General features: G+C 70.9%; 11 protein-coding genes. 4 read left to right on the top strand and 7 right to left on the bottom strand.

Going from position 1 to position 14250, the window contains the following annotated elements:
• Nucleotides 1–21 precede the first annotated feature (21 nt).
• Genes E5671_RS39545 through panD form a run of 3 tightly spaced genes read right to left on the bottom strand, consistent with a single transcriptional unit; the run spans nt 22 to nt 1468 of the window.
• A complete protein-coding gene (locus E5671_RS39545) occupies nt 22–681 on the bottom strand; it encodes an aspartate/glutamate racemase family protein (protein WP_160509036.1) in 660 nt (219 codons plus the stop codon).
• Entirely contained in the window at nt 675–1022 is a 348-nt protein-coding gene (locus E5671_RS39540; RefSeq protein WP_160509035.1) for a GNAT family N-acetyltransferase, read from the bottom strand. The genes E5671_RS39545 and E5671_RS39540 overlap by 7 nt, the downstream gene beginning before the upstream one ends.
• Entirely contained in the window at nt 1019–1468 is a 450-nt protein-coding gene (gene panD / locus E5671_RS39535; protein ID WP_160509034.1) for an aspartate 1-decarboxylase, read from the bottom strand. Before panD ends, E5671_RS39540 begins: the two co-directional genes overlap by 4 nt.
• 185 nt (nt 1469–1653) lie before the next feature.
• Between panD and E5671_RS39530 the strand changes: the two genes are divergently transcribed.
• On the top strand, nt 1654–2274 hold the full coding sequence (locus E5671_RS39530) for a glyoxalase (RefSeq protein ID WP_160509033.1): 621 nt from the start codon (nt 1654–1656) through the stop codon (nt 2272–2274).
• A gap of 13 nt (nt 2275–2287) precedes the next feature.
• On the opposite strand, the gene E5671_RS39525 is transcribed toward E5671_RS39530, so the two are convergent.
• The 3 genes from E5671_RS39525 to E5671_RS39515 form a co-directional block, all read right to left on the bottom strand.
• Nucleotides 2288–4555 carry an arylsulfatase gene (locus tag E5671_RS39525; protein WP_160509032.1) on the bottom strand — a complete coding sequence of 756 codons (2268 nt, stop codon included), beginning with the start codon at nt 4553–4555 and terminating at the stop codon, nt 2288–2290.
• A 13-nt stretch (nt 4556–4568) separates the two neighbouring features.
• Nucleotides 4569–5291 (bottom strand): TetR family transcriptional regulator, encoded by a 723-nt coding sequence (locus tag E5671_RS39520; protein WP_160509031.1) that lies wholly within the window; start codon nt 5289–5291, stop codon nt 4569–4571.
• A gap of 521 nt (nt 5292–5812) precedes the next feature.
• On the bottom strand, nt 5813–7690 hold the full coding sequence (locus E5671_RS39515) for an ABC transporter ATP-binding protein (protein ID WP_160510709.1): 1878 nt from the start codon (nt 7688–7690) through the stop codon (nt 5813–5815).
• 349 nt (nt 7691–8039) lie between these two features.
• On the opposite strand from E5671_RS39515, the gene E5671_RS39510 reads away from it, so the two are divergent.
• Nucleotides 8040–10214: a glycoside hydrolase family 3 N-terminal domain-containing protein gene (locus E5671_RS39510; protein ID WP_443032810.1), complete on the top strand. Its 2175-nt coding sequence runs from the start codon at nt 8040–8042 to the stop codon at nt 10212–10214.
• Nucleotides 10215–10265: 51 nt separating this feature from the next.
• Here E5671_RS39510 and E5671_RS39505 read toward each other — a convergent pair whose 3' ends face one another.
• On the bottom strand, nt 10266–11123 hold the full coding sequence (locus tag E5671_RS39505; protein WP_160509029.1) for a GNAT family N-acetyltransferase: 858 nt from the start codon (nt 11121–11123) through the stop codon (nt 10266–10268).
• Between the two features lie 352 nt (nt 11124–11475).
• Between E5671_RS39505 and E5671_RS39500 the strand changes: the two genes are divergently transcribed.
• Together E5671_RS39500 and E5671_RS39495 are read left to right on the top strand one after the other, a co-directional pair.
• Nucleotides 11476–12864, top strand: coding sequence for a family 2B encapsulin nanocompartment shell protein (locus E5671_RS39500; RefSeq protein WP_160509028.1), 1389 nt, complete (start codon nt 11476–11478; stop codon nt 12862–12864).
• Entirely contained in the window at nt 12851–14242 is a 1392-nt protein-coding gene (locus E5671_RS39495) for a cysteine desulfurase (RefSeq protein ID WP_160509027.1), read from the top strand. Before E5671_RS39500 ends, E5671_RS39495 begins: the two co-directional genes overlap by 14 nt.
• Nucleotides 14243–14250 lie beyond the last annotated feature (8 nt).

Raw genomic sequence — 14250 nt, 5'->3', positions numbered from 1 at the left:
CACTCAACCCCCGCTGTCACCCTACGACTTGCTGTCGCCACCGCACTGGAGAACAGCCGCGCGAAGGCCGGGGCGCGGGCTGGAGATGACCGGTACGGGGAGGGTGGCGCGGTCCGCCGCGTCCGCCATGGACGCCTGGGCGAGGACGACGGAGTCGACGCCCTCCAGGGCATCGACGGCATCCGCGATCAGGCGTACGTGGCCTTCCCTGTCATCGGCTTCGAACCGCTCCCAGGCGCCTTTCACCAGGACCGTCGTGACGTCGACCTGCCGCCCGGCTTGGGCGGCCTCCTCCTCGACCAGCGCGCGGGTCGGCGCCAGGGTGCTCTCCAGCGTGGCGACGACGGCGACGGACCGCCCCGCGGCGACGGCGGCGGCCGCCATGGGCCGGTCGACCCGCACGAGGGGGACGGCGACGGCGGCGGCGCGGGCTTCGGCGACGGCGCCGATGGTCGAGCAGGTGCAGAGCACGACGCCCGCCCCCTCGGCGACGGTCCGCACCAGGAGCTCCTCGATGTCGTCGGCCACCGCGTCGGGACCCTCGGCACGGGCGCGCGCCAGCAGATCCTCGTGGACGAGATGACGCAGCTCGAACCCCGGGTGATCCTCGTCCCGCAGCCCCTCGAAGACAGGGACGTGCACGGGAGAGGTGTGCAGCAGGGCGAGCGTCGCGTTCACCATGCGGCCGGGTCCGACTTCACCTTGTCCAGGGCGGCGCTGACCAGCTCTCCGGAGGCTACGGGCGCCTCCTCGGGGTGCCGCTCGGCCCACTTCACGACGTACGGGCACAGGGGCGCGACGGCGACGCCTTCCCGCGCCGCCATCGCGTACAGCTCCCTGGCCAGCGATCCCGCGATGCCCTCGCCCTCGTGGGCGGGCACCACTTCGGTGTGCACCGGCACCAGGGCGGGCTCGGGCGCGTCCAGCGTGAAGTAGGCGATATGGCCGACGACTTCACCGTCCGCGCGCGCTTCGAGGGCGCCGCGCGCCCGGTCGTCGCGGATCTCGATCCCACTGCTCATCGGCTCTCCTGGAGGGCTTGCACCGCATGCGGGCTGCGCGCCATGTCGTCGGCGCCCGGCACCGGCGCTGCCGCGTCGTCGCCGAGGGCCACGATGCGGTTGACCGCGCCGTCGACGCCGTCGACGTGCACGACCTTGGGCCGCAGGGTGCGCGCCTCGGCGTCGTCGACCTGGGCGTAGCTGATGATGATCACCCTATCGCCGGGGTGCACGAGGTGCGCGGCCGCTCCGTTGATGCCGATGACGCCGCTGCCGCGTTCGCCCTCGATGGTGTACGTCTCCAGGCGGGCGCCGTTGGTGATGTCGACGATGTGCACGAGCTCGCCGGGCAGCAGGTCGGCGGCGTCGAGGAGGTCGGCGTCGATGGTGACGGAGCCTACGTAGTGCAGGTTCGCCTGGGTCACCGTGGCGCGGTGGATCTTGGACTTGAACATGGTGCGCAGCATGAAGGCACTCCGGGAGGTAGGCTCCCTGCCTGCGTTATTGCAGGTCAAGGGCTGTGCTCGCAGCCTACAAATGTTTCGGCGTCCGGCCCAGGGGCGGTGGCCGGGAAATTTTGTGAGACCGATTGCGTGAGACCGGTCAGGATTCAAGAAGCGCCGGTCACCGGCCCGCGCCTAGCGTGAATTCCATGACTTCCACGACTTCCATCGAATGCATCACCCTTGAGGTGGCCGACCCCGCGGGCGCCGAGCGCTTCTACGCGGACGCCTTCGGGCTGGGCAAGCAAGTACGGCTGCGGGCCTCGGAGGCGGCCACGTCCGGCTTCCGGGGGTTCACGGTGTCGCTCGTGGTCTCGCAGCCATCGATCGTCGACGGTCTGGCCGGCGCCGCGCTGAAGGCCGGGGCCACTGAGCTGAAGCCCGCCAAGAAGTCCATGTGGGGCTACGGCGCCGTCGTACAGGCCCCTGACGGGACGATCTGGCAGCTCGCGAGCTCGTCGAAGAAGGACACCGGCCCGGACAGCCGGCAGATCGACGAGATCGTTCTTCTGCTGGGCGTCTCCGACATGGCCGCGACGAAGCGGTTCTACGTCGACCGCGGCCTCACGGTCGCGAAGAGCTTCGGCAGCAAGTACGTCGAGTTCGACGGGTCTGGGGGTTCCGTGAAGTTGTCGCTGTACGGGCGTCGCGGCCTTGCCAAGGTGGCAGGTGTTCCGCCGGAGGGCAGCGGGTCGCACCGGCTCACGATCGGCGGCGACGCCGGGGCCTTCACCGACCCGGACGGATTCGTGTGGGAGCCCGCCGCATAGGGGTCCGCCTCGGTCAGTCGCTGTGCAGCGCCGCCCGCAGTTCCTCGTCCGCGAGCCGCTTCCGCTCCGATCGCGCGGACGTGGTGTCGATGACCACCTCGTGCAGGGTTCCCCGCCAGGGGAACGGGGGGCGGTAGCACTCCGCGTCCACCGAAAGCCCCCGGTCGTGGCCGATGCGCAGCCCCGCGCCCCCGTGCTGGAAGGTGTACGGGAACGGGCCCCCGAGCGCGGCCCTCGCCACGTCCTCGCCGTCCACGCAGAGGCTGAATCTCCCGTCGTCCGCTTTCTGGTGCCCCGCGTCGAACCGCACACCCACCCGGTGCCTGCCCGCGGTGAGCCGCTCGGTCGCCACCAGTCGGTCCAGGTCCCCGGCGCGGGAGCAGGCGAAGGTGAGGCGGCCCTCCCGGGCGTAGAGGACGAATCCGCCGTTGAGGTCGCCGAGCGCGCACAGCACCCCGGCGGCCACCGTGCCGTCCGGCACCTCCACGTCGGCCGTCAGGGTGAACCCGCCGAAGAGCAGGGGCAGCGCCTCGTCGTGGACAGGGGCGCCGCCCGGCACGTAGGCCGCGCGGGCGGGCGGCGGCCAGGCGGGCGGGATCATCGCGGTGAGGCGTTCCTGCATGCGGTCGTCCAGGGGCAGTACGTGGTTGCGTGCGGCCTCCTCGTCCCACAGTGCGGCCAGCTTCCGTACGACGTCGGGGTGCTCCCCGGCCACATCGCGTGCCTCCGCGAAGTCGTCGGTGAGCCGGAAGAGCGACCAGCAGTCCGCCGCGAAGTCGCGGCTGCCGGGCAGGAGGCGTTCCTCGTCAGCGACCCCGGAGGAGACGTGGTCGGTGGTCGCCTTCCACTCGCCGTGCACGAGCGAGCGGGAGCCCAGCATCTCGAAGTACTGGGTGGGGGCGGGCAGTTGACGGCGTGGGTCGTCGAGGACGGGCAGCAGGCTGCGGCCGTCGACGGGCTGCTGGGGCACGCCGTCGACCTCCGCGGGCGCTCGGACCCCGCAGGCGTCGAGGATCGTCGGCATGAGATCGACCGCGTGCGCGAACCCGGAGCGGATGGCGCCCGCGTCCCGGAAGCGGCGCGGCCAGTGGGCGATGAGCGGGGCGCGGGTGCCGCCGAGCCAGGTGTAGCGCTTCCACAGCCGCAGCGGGGTGTTGCCCGCCCACGCCCAGCCCCAGGCGTAGTGCGGGTAGGTCGAAGGGCCTCCCCAGTCGTCGAGCGCGGCGAGGTTGCGGGCGGCGCTGTCGCCCGAACGGGCCGTGAACCGGTGTTCGTTGAGGGTGCCGAGGCTGCCGCCCTCCGCGCTTGCCCCGTTGTCGGAGAGGATCAGGACGAGGGTGTTGTCGAGGCGTCCGGTGCGGCGCAGGAAGTCGGTGAGGCGTCCTATCTGGGCGTCGGTGTGGGTGAGGAACCCCGCGAACACCTCCTGCATGCGCGCGAAGACCCGCCGCTCGTCCCCGGCCAGCTCCCGCCAGTCCTGGATCCAGGGCGGGCGGGGCGAGAGCTCCGTGCCATCCGGCACTACGCCGATGGCGGTCTGCCGGGCGAACGTCTCCTCGCGCCAATGCTCCCAGCCCTGGTCGTACCGGCCCCGGTAGCAGTCGCTCCAGGCGCGGGGCACATGGTGCGGGGCGTGCGTCGCGCCGAGCGGGAAGTAGAGGAAGTACGGCTTGTCGGGGGTGGCCTGTTTCTGGTCGAGGATCATGCGGATCGCCGAGTCGGCCAGGTCCTCGCTGAGGTGGTAGCCGTCGTCGGGGCCCGCCGGGGGCTCGGTGTAGTGGTTGTCGCGCACGAGGTGCGGGGCGTAGTGGTTGGTGTCGCCTTGCAGGAATCCGTAGAAGCGCTCGAAGCCGTAGCCGAGCGGCCAGCGGTCGAACGGCCCCGACGCGGTGCGCTCCCAGCGGGGCGTGAGGTGCCACTTGCCGACGGCGAGCGTGGAATAGCCCGCGTCGCGCAGCACGCGGGGCAACGGCGCGGCGGACTTCGGCAGCCGCGCGGTGTATCCGGGGTGTGCGATCGGCAGGTCGACGAGGAAGCCCATGCCGACGGCGTGGTGATTGCGGCCCGTCAGCACACTGGCGCGGGTCGGGGAGCACATCGCGGTGACGTGGAAGCGGTTGAAGCGCACCCCGTCGGCGGCGAGGCGGTCCATGTGGGGTGTGGCCATGTCTGAGCCGTAGCAGCCGAGTTGGGCGAATCCCAGGTCGTCGAGGACGATGACGACGACGTCCGGGGCGCCCGGGGCGGGGCGTGGCTCTGCCGGGTGGATGGGGTCGGGCATCGGTCCCTCCGGTTCACGCGGGGGTGGGTGGCCAGGGGCGCCCAAGGACGGCGCTGGTCGCGGGGCTGATGGGTGCCGTGAGGACGGCGACGGCGGCGTCGACGAGGTTCGCGACGAGCAGGTCCGTGCGGAGTCCCGGACGGGCCGCGCCGTGCTGCAGGGCGCGTTCGTGGTCGGCGAGCGTGTGCAGGGTGAGCCCGACGAAGACGCGCCACCGGTCGGCGCGGACCGGGCCGGGGAGCTCGGCGAGGCACGTGTCGATGCGGGTATAGAGGTCGTGGAGCGCACGGGTCCAGGTCTCGGCCGCCAGGTCGTAGGGGGCGATGTCCTCGACGTACAGGGCCTGTGCGACGAAGCGGAGGAAGTAGCTGGGCGGTGCGGGCGGTGTGCTGCGCCCGGGCGCGGCCCGGGCCAACCGGTCGGCCATGGGCCGTACGAACACCTCGACGAGGCCGCGCAGTTCCGTGCCGCGGCCTTCCGCGTCGAGCGCGGCCAAGCGGCGCAGCTGCCCTTCGTTGGTCGGCCCGAGCCGGTGTGCGTACACGGCGGTGACCAGGCCCCGCTTGTCCCCGAAGTGGTAGGCGACGGCCGAGGTGTTGCGCTGTCCGGCCGCCGCGGCGATCTCGCGCAGTGACACCGCGTGGATGCCGCGTTCGGCGAACAGCCGCTCCGCGGTCTCGATGAGCCGCACCCGGGTGGAGCCGGGGTGCTGGTGGGGGTCGGTCACGTCGGTCACGTCGGCCAGTGTGTGGGCCTTACCCCTTCAACGCAAGTGCGTTAGAACCTGAACTCCCAGTGCGAGCAGGTTGGTTGAGCCGACGAGCGGTGGTGCGACCCTGCTGCTCGCCGGCCCCGGCAGTGCAGGGCACCTGCCTGGTGATGGCACCGGCGGCGCATTCGCGATGCCGATGCTGGTCCAGACACCGTCGTCGCTCGGCTACGGCTTCGGGATGAGCATCGTCGGCGCCGCGGTGTTCCTGGTGCCGCAGGGCCTCATCGGCGCTGCCTGCGGACCGCTCGGCGGGCTCCTCGCCCGGCGCCGCGGCCCCCGCCACACGTGCCCGGCACGTGGTGGACGACTCGGACGAGGACCGGATCCTGTACGCGGAGACCGGCTACGCGCTCGCGTTCGGTCTCGCCGCGGCGGTCGCAGGCGAACAACTCGGGGAAGCCGAGGAAGCCGAGGAACAAGAAGGGGTCCCGTCCCGTCGTGGACCGACGGGGCGGGACCGGAGAAGCCGGAGATGAGCCACGCTCCTACGCCGCCAGTGCCTCCTCCGACTTCCCCGCGAACTGAGTGCGGTACAGCTCCGCGTACCGGCCCCCCACCACGAGCAGTTCCTCGTGCGTCCCGCGCTCCACGATCCGCCCGGCCTCGACGACGAGGATCTGGTCGGCGGACCGCACCGTCGAGAGCCGGTGCGCGATGACGATCGCGGTGCGGCCCTCCAGCGCCTCGGCGAGCGCTTCCTGGACCGCCGCCTCCGAGGTGTTGTCGAGGTGCGCCGTGGCTTCGTCGAGGATGACCACACGCTGCTGGGCGAGCAGCAGACGGGCGATGGTCATCCGCTGGCGCTCGCCGCCGGAGAGGCGGTAGCCGCGCTCGCCGACCACGGTGTCGAGGCCGTCGGGCAGGGAGCGTACGAGGGCTTCGAGGCGGGCCCTGCGCAGGGCGTCCCACAGGTCGTCCTCGGTGGCCCCGGGGCGGGCGAGCAGCAGGTTGGCGCGGACCGACTCGTGGAAGAGGTGGCCGTCCTGGGTGACCATGCCGATGGTCTGGCGCATGGACGCCGCCGAGAGGTCGCGGACGTCGACCCCGCCGATGCGTACGGCCCCGCCGTCCGTGTCGTACAGCCGGGGAAGCAGTTGCGCGATCGTCGACTTGCCCGCGCCGGACGATCCGACGAGCGCCACGGTCTGGCCCGGCTCGGCACGGAAGGAGAGCCCGTGCAGGACCTCTTCACCGCCCCGGGTGTCGAGGGAAGCGACCTCTTCGAGTGAGGCCAGGGAGACCTTGTCGGCGGACGGGTAGCCGAAGCGGACGTCGTCGAACTCCACCGCCACCGGGCCCGAGGGGACCTCACGTGCGTCCGGCTTCTCGTCGATCAGCGGCTTCAGGTCGAGGACCTCGAAGACCCGCTCGAAGCTGACGAGCGCACTCATGACCTCGACACGTGCTCCGGCCAGGGAGGTCAGCGGTGCGTAGAGGCGGGTCAGGAGCAGGGCGAGGGACACGATGGCGCCCGCTTCCAGGGTGCCGTTCAGGGCGAAGTAGCCGCCGAGGCCGTAGACGAGGGCCAGGGCGAGGGCCGAGACCAGCGTGAGCGCGGTGATGAACGTGGACTGTGCCATGGCCGTGCGGACACCGATGTCCCGCACCCGGCGGGCCCGCGTGGCGAACTCATCCGACTCGGCGCCCGGACGCCCGAAGAGCTTGATGAGGGTTGCGCCCGGAGCGGAGAAGCGCTCGGTCATGCGCGTGCCCATCGCCGCGTTGTGGTGTGCGGCCTCGCGCTGGAGCTTCGCCATCCGGGAGCCCATGCGGCGAGCGGGCACGATGAAGACGGGCAGCAGGACCAGCGCGAGGAGCGTGATCTGCCACGAGAGCGTCAGCATCACGGCCAGGGTCAGGAGCAGCGTGACCACGTTGCCGACGACGCCGGAGAGCGTGTTGCTGAACGCGCGCTGGGCGCCGATCACGTCGTTGTTGAGGCGGCTGACGAGCGCGCCGGTGCGGGTGCGGGTGAAGAAGGCGACGGGCATGCGCTGTACGTGGTCGAAGACGGCCGTCCGCAGGTCGAGGATGAGCCCCTCCCCCAGGTTCGCCGAGAGCCAGCGGCCCAGGAGGCCGAAGGCGGCCTCGGCGACGGCGATGGCGGCGATGAGCAGGGCGTACCGGACGACGAGCGAGGAGTCGCCGTCCTTGACGATCACGTCCACGACGCTGCCGGCCAGGACAGGGGTCGCCACCGCGAGCAGCGCGGTGATGACGCTCAGGAGAACGAAGTAGACGATGCGGCGTTTGTGCGGGCGGGCGAAGGTCCCGATGCGGCGCAAGGTGGCGCGGGCGAAGGGACGGCGGTCCTGCTCGGCGTTCATCACGCTGTGCAGCTGGATCCAGGCTGTCGTTTCCATGCTCATGAGAGGAACGTAGAACCTCAAGCTTCCTTGAGGTCAAGTACCTGGGGTCACATCATCGAAACGAGACTCCCGCGCGTCCCTGTCCCATCCCTTGACCCACATGTAACAGGAACGTACTTTCGCTTCAACTCTTGTGGCCATCACAGAGGTTGTCGACTTCCTGATGCGAGAAGGCGAACACATGCGAGAGCTACGAAGGCGTACTCTGCTGTCCGCGATCGGCGGCACAGCCGTCGCCGGAGGCGGCCTCACCGCCGCGGGCACCGGGATCGCCCAGGCCGCGCCGCAACGCCCGAGTCCCACGAGCCCCCTCCACCCGGAGATCCAGCAGCTGCTCGACCGTATGACTGTCGAAGAGAAGCTCGGTCAGCTTCAGCAACTCCCCTGGGCCGTAAGCACCGGCCCCGGCGGCAGCGAGACGAAGGACGTCGAGGACGCGGCGCGCGCCGGACGGCTCGGTTCTGTCCTGAACATCTTCGGCGCCAAGAGCAGCAACGCCCTTCAGCGCATCGCGGTGGAGGAGTCCCGGCTCGGCATTCCGCTGCTCTTCGGGCTCGATGTCATCCATGGCCTGTGGACCACGTTCCCGATCCCCCTCGCCCAGGCGTCGAGCTTCGACCCGGAGGTCAGCAGGCGGGACGCCGAGGTGTCGGCGAAGGAGTCCCGCTCGAACGGCGTGCACTGGACGTTCTCGCCGATGATGGACGTCACGCACGAGCCGCGCTGGGGCCGGATCGCCGAGGGCTGCGGCGAGGACCCGTACCTCACGACGGCGTTCGCGGTGGCCAAGGTGGAGGGCTACCAGGGCGAGAAGGACGGGAAGGGCGGCAAGGGCGGCAAGGACGGGAAGGGCGAGAAGGGTTCGGGGCTCGACGCCAAGGACCGGATCGCCGCCTGCGCCAAGCACTTCGTCGCGTACGGCGGGGCCGAGGGCGGCCGGGACTACAACACGGTCGACGTGTCGGAGTCGCGGCTGCGCAATCACTATCTGCCGCCGTTCAAGGCCGCTTTGAACGCGGGCGTGGCCACGGTGATGGCCTCCTTCAACACCATCAGCGGCGTCCCGGCCCACGGCAACTCCCACATGCTCACCGACGTACTGAGCAGGGAGTGGGGCTTCGACGGCTTCGTCGTCAGCGACTGGAACGGCGTCGACGAACTCGTCGCGCACGGCTTCGCCGAGGACGGCGCCGACGCGGCCCGTCTCGCGCTGAACGCCGGCGTCGACATGGAGATGGCGAGCACGGACCTGGCCAAGCACGGCAAGAAGCTGCTGAGCAGCGGCAGGATCAGAGAGCAGCGCCTCGACGAAGCGGTCGCGCGGATCCTGCGCCTGAAGTTCGCGCTCGGGCTCTTCGACCATCCGTATGTCGACGAGGGCGCCGCCATCGACAAGCCGTCCGCCGAGGCCCGCGAAGCGGCCCGCGAGACCGCCGCCCGCTCGATGGTGCTCCTGAAGAACGACGGCAAGGCGCTCCCGCTCAAGAAGTCCACCGGGTCGATCGCGGTCGTCGGGCCGTTCGGCGACTCCGACGACCTGCTCGGCACGTGGACGTTCCCCGGCGCGGCGAAGAACTTCCCCTCGGGCAAGGTCCTCGCCGCGGTGAAGGCCGCCGCTCCGCGGGCGAAGGTGACGTACGCGAAGGGCGTCGACCCCGAGGGCAAGGACACCAGCGGTATCCCGGCGGCGGTCTCCGCGGCCAGGCGTGCGGACGTCACCGTCGTCGTGGTCGGCGAGCCCCCGGCGATGAGCGGCGAGGCTGCCGCGCGCGGTGACATCAGCCTGCCGGGCGGGCAGGAGAAGCTCATCGAGGCGATCGCCGCGACGGGCAAACCGTTCGTGGTGGTCCTGGTCAACGGGCGCCCGCTGACCGTCGGCGGCTGGCTGAAGTCCGCACCCGCCGTCCTCGAGGCCTGGCACCCGGGACTCGAGGCGGGCAACGCGATCGCCGACGTGCTGTTCGGCGAGGTCAATCCGGGCGGCAAGCTGCCCGTCTCGTTCCCGCGGACGGTCGGCCAGATCCCCGTCCACTACAACCACGAGTCGACGGGCCGCCCCTACGCCGCGGACAACAAATACACGTCCAAGTACCTCGACCTGCCCCCTGACCCGCAGTTCACCTTCGGCCACGGTCTCTCGTACACGTCCTTCGAGATCGGCGAGCCGAAGCTGAGCCGCGACCGCGTGCCGGCGCGGGCGCTGCGCGAGGGCGACACCCTGGAGGTCTCGGTCACCGTCCGCAACACGGGCGAGCGCGCGGGGGACGAGGTGGTCCAGCTGTACGTCCACGACATCGCAGCGAGCATCACGCAGCCGGTGCGCAAGCTGCGCGGATTCCGCAGGGTGACGTTGAAGGCCGGCAGGTCGAAGACCGTCCGCTTCCAGCTCGGCGCCGACGACTTCGGGTTCTGGACGAACGCGGAGAGCGGCGAGTTCCGTGTCGAGGAGGGGGCGGTGGACATCTACGTGGGCAACAGCTCCGAGGCCGAGGCGAAGAAGAGGCTGACGATCACGTAGCGGCAGCTCTGCGGAGAGGAGGGCCGGGCCCGGGGGCCCGGCCTCCGTACGTCAGCCGAGTTCGAGCGTGGTCACACCGAAGATCCGCTCCTCGGCCAGGTCCCGCACCGGTCCTGTGTACATGCGGGCGGTCTCGGACGTGGGCTTCATGCCGCGCGTCTCCGCCAGGGCGACGGCATGCGGCTGGGACTCGGGGACGTCGATGACGACGGGCATCCCGTCCGTCTCCGCCGTCAGCGCGTCGAAGAGCTCCTCCGCGTCGGCGCGCGAGTCCGCGAACAGGGGCCCGACGCGCAGCGCGCCCCGGGCCGGGCGGAGCACGCCGTAACCGGTGACGCGGCCGTCGACGATCCGGGCGAGGGCACGGTGCCCGGGAGCGGTCAGCCAGGATTCCAGGAAGCGCGGGCGGTCGGCGGGATAGCTCGCGGCGTCGTACGCGGTGATCGCCCGCAGGCCCGCGGCCTCGACCGGCAGGACCCGTGCGGCTCTTGGGGCACCTCCGGGCACGGGGCCCGCGTACCGGATGGTGCGGTGGGCGAGCTCGAAGCCCGAGCGGCGGTAGTTGTCCTGCTGGGCGACCACGCCGTCGAGGCCGACGGTGCGCTTTCCCGCGTGGGCGAGAGCCTTCCGCCAGGTGGCGAGTCCGTAGCCGAGGCCGCGCACGTCGGGGCGGACGAGGTAGAAGCCCAGGAAGGCGTACACGTCGTCGTAGTTCACGACCGAGATCGCGGAGACCGGCTCACCGTCGACGCGGCCGATGAAGAATCCGTCGGGGTCCTGCGCGAAGAAGGACGGGGCGTCCCGCAGACCCGGGTTCCAGCCCTCGTCCGCCGCCCATCCGCTGACGACCTGCCAGTCGTCGAGCGTCGCCCGCGAGATGGTGAGCCGCCCAGGGTCCGAGTCCGTCATCGCTGCACCCTTCGTCCGGCGGCCGCTCTCACCGGCCGCACCGGAACCATCCTGCCCGACTCCCCGCCCCGTCACCCGAGCCATAAGCGCTCCTTTCAGGGGCACTTGGCTCCGGTATTGGGATGATTTGAGCCTGATATCTGCTGTGGAGGGATTTTCCGGCGGAGCACTGGAAGGGTGGTGCGCCGGTGCGAGGCCAACTGTTCGTTCATTTCCGGCCTTTTCTCAACTATCCCTGAAAAACGACCACTTGCGGACACGGAACAACGCGAAGACGATCGGCGCCGAATGCCATCGCGGCAGCAATGCCATCGCGGCAGCCCAAGAATGACCGTTCTTCCAGGAGGTTCCAGTGAACGACCGGCTCGCACTCGGTCCGGATGCCGCACGGCAACTGGCGACGACGACCAAGACCACTCCGCAGATGCGCGGCATCACCCCGCGCTATCTGCTGCGCGCCCTGCCCTGGGTGGACGTCGAGTCGGGCACCTACCGGGTGAACCGCCGCAGGACGTTCGTGCTCGGCGACGACCGCATCACCACGTACGAGGAGAGCGGCTCGCAGCGCGTCGTGCCCGGCGACTTACGCGAGATCTCCTACCTCCGTGACGCCGACGACGCGGCGCTCGCGGAGCTGGCCGGTGCCTTCACCGAGGTCACCTTCGATGCCGGGCAGGTCCTCGCCCAGGAGGGCGACGCCGCCGACCGGCTGTGGGTGATCGTGCGGGGCAGGGCCGAGAAGCGGGTGACCGGGCGGTACGGCGAGGACGCGCTGCTCGAAGTCATCGGCGACGGCCAGTTCTTCGACCTCGGCGCATGGACCCGGACCGAGGAGATGCCCTACCGCGTCAAGGCGCTCACCCCGGGTGTGGCGCTCTGCGCGGAGCGCAGTGCGCTGGCGCGGATAGCCGACCGGGACGAGGCGCTGGGGGGTGCGATCACCGCGTACTGCGAGGGGGACACCATGGCGCCCGGCACCGAGGTGCCGGTGGATCTGACCGCGGGGCATGTCGGGGAGCCGGATCTGCCGGGGACGTTCGTCGACTACGAGGACGCACCGCGCGAGTACCACATGACGCTCGCGCAGACGGTGCTCCGCGTGCACACACGGGTCGCCGACCTCTACAACGGGCCCATCGACCAGACCCGCGCGCAGTCCAACCTCACCATCGCGGCGCTGCGGGAACGGCAGGAGTCCTCGCTCCTCAACCACCCGGAGCACGGCCTGTTCCACAACGTCTCCGCCGGGCAGCGGGTCCAGTCGCGCACCGGCGCCCCCACCCCCGACGACCTGGACGAGCTCCTGACGCGGGTCTGGAAGCAGCCCGGCTTCTTCCTGGCCCACCCCAGGGCGATCGCCGCCTTCGGCCGGGAATGTACGCGGCGTGGCGTTCCCCCGGTGACGGACAACCGTTTCGGCAGCCCGCTCCTGACCTGGCGGGGTGTTCCGCTGCTTCCGTCGGACAAGGTGCGGTTCTCGGGCAGCATGGGTGCCGGACTCGGCACGACCGAGATTCTGCTGATGCGAACGGGCGAGGCCGAGCAGGGCGTGGTGGGGCTGCGTCCGGCGGGCGTCCCGGACGAGGTCGAACCGGGCCTGTCCATGCGGAACATGGGCGTCGACCAGAAGGGCATCACGTCGTACCTGATGACGGCGTACTTCAACACCGCGGTCCTGGTCGAGGACGCCATCGCCGTCCTGCAGAACGTCGAGGTGTCCAACTACCATGACTATTCCTGACCTCACGGCGCGAGGGGCGGGCGTCGCACCGGGGCTGCCGGTGAGTGATCCGGGGCTTCCGGTCAGTGCTCCGGGGCTTCCGACGAGTGCCGCGGAGCCGCCGACGACTGCCGCCCCGGGCGCGGGCTCGCTCCCGCAGCTCCAACCCCCGGGGTTCTCCCCCGAGTCGGCCCGCCAGGACATCCCGATCCTGCACCGCACCGTCAACGGCCACCCCCTCGTGTGGCTCGACAACGGCGCCACCACGCAGAAGCCGCGCCAGGTCATCGAGGCGCTCGGCGCCTTCTACGGCACCGCGAACTCCAACATCCACCGGGGCGCGCACACCATGGCGCGCGAGGCGACCCAGATGTACGAGGCGGGGCGGGCCGCGGTCGCCGGGTTCCTCGGGGCGGGGTCGCCGGACGACATCGTCTTCGTACGCGGCACGACCGAGGCCATCAACCTCGTCGCCCAGAGCTGGGGGCGGGCCAACCTCGGCCCCGGGGACGACATTCTGGTGGCCGTCCTGGAGCACCACTCCGACATCGTGCCGTGGCAGTTGATCGCGAAGGAGACCCGCGCCCGGGTCGTGCCGATACCCCTCACCCCCGAGGGCGCCATCGACCAGGACGCCTACGCCGATCTCCTCTCGTCCCGCACGCAACTCGTCGCCGTCAGCCACGCGTCGAACGTGCTCGGCACCGTCCCGCCCGTGAAGGAGATGACCGCCCTCGCGCACCGGTACGGCGCGAAGGTCCTGGTGGACGGGGCGCAGGCCGTCGCGCACTTCCCGGTCGACGTGACGGATCTGGACGCCGACTTCTACGCCTTCTCGGGGCACAAGCTCTTCGCCCCGACCGGCATCGGCGCGCTCTACGCCAAGCCGGAGATCCTGGAGTCCATGGGGCCGTGGCAGGGCGGCGGCAACATGATCGAGTCGGTCGACTTCACGCGGACCACGTTCGCGCCGGTCCCGCACCTCCTGGAAGCCGGAACGGGCCACATCTCGGGCGTGGTCGGCCTGCTTGCGGCGCTGAACTGGTTCACGTCCTTCGACCGGAACTCCGTCGCCGCGTACGAGACCTCGCTCATGACGTACGCGCAACAGGCCCTGTCCACGGTGCCCGGCCTGGATGTCCTTGGTTCGGCGCCCGAGCGGATCGCGGTCCTCACGTTCACCCTCGCGGGCCATGATCCGGCGGGCATCGCGGACTGGCTCGACCGCGACGGCATCGCCATCCGCGCGGGCCACCACTGCGCCCAGCCCGCGCTCGCCCACTACGGCCTGGAGTCGGCAGCCCGCGCCTCACTTGCCCTCTACAACACGTCAGAGGAGGTGGATCAGCTGGTGGCGTCCTTGCGACGGCTTCAGGAGGCGCCGGAGACGGCCGGGTGACGGCTGAC

The sequence above is a fragment of the Streptomyces sp. BA2 genome (genome assembly GCF_009769735.1).
In the GTDB taxonomy this organism is placed as follows: domain Bacteria; phylum Actinomycetota; class Actinomycetes; order Streptomycetales; family Streptomycetaceae; genus Streptomyces.
Note: the sequence above shows the minus strand (reverse complement) of the source record. Positions and strands in the feature narration are given on the sequence as shown.

What these genes read in the sequence shown, in the direction of transcription:
- E5671_RS39545 (WP_160509036.1), bottom strand. Translation starts at nt 681, where the DNA reads ATGGTGAACGCGACGCTCGCCCTGCTGCACACCTCTCCCGTGCACGTC.
- E5671_RS39540 (WP_160509035.1), bottom strand. Translation starts at nt 1,022, where the DNA reads ATGAGCAGTGGGATCGAGATCCGCGACGACCGGGCGCGCGGCGCCCTC.
- panD (WP_160509034.1), bottom strand. Translation starts at nt 1,468, where the DNA reads ATGCTGCGCACCATGTTCAAGTCCAAGATCCACCGCGCCACGGTGACC.
- E5671_RS39530 (WP_160509033.1), top strand. Translation starts at nt 1,654, where the DNA reads ATGACTTCCACGACTTCCATCGAATGCATCACCCTTGAGGTGGCCGAC.
- E5671_RS39525 (WP_160509032.1), bottom strand. Translation starts at nt 4,555, where the DNA reads ATGCCCGACCCCATCCACCCGGCAGAGCCACGCCCCGCCCCGGGCGCC.
- E5671_RS39515 (WP_160510709.1), bottom strand. Translation starts at nt 7,690, where the DNA reads ATGGAAACGACAGCCTGGATCCAGCTGCACAGCGTGATGAACGCCGAG.
- E5671_RS39510 (WP_443032810.1), top strand. Translation starts at nt 8,040, where the DNA reads ATGACTGTCGAAGAGAAGCTCGGTCAGCTTCAGCAACTCCCCTGGGCC.
- E5671_RS39505 (WP_160509029.1), bottom strand. Translation starts at nt 11,123, where the DNA reads ATGACGGACTCGGACCCTGGGCGGCTCACCATCTCGCGGGCGACGCTC.
- E5671_RS39495 (WP_160509027.1), top strand. Translation starts at nt 12,851, where the DNA reads ATGACTATTCCTGACCTCACGGCGCGAGGGGCGGGCGTCGCACCGGGG.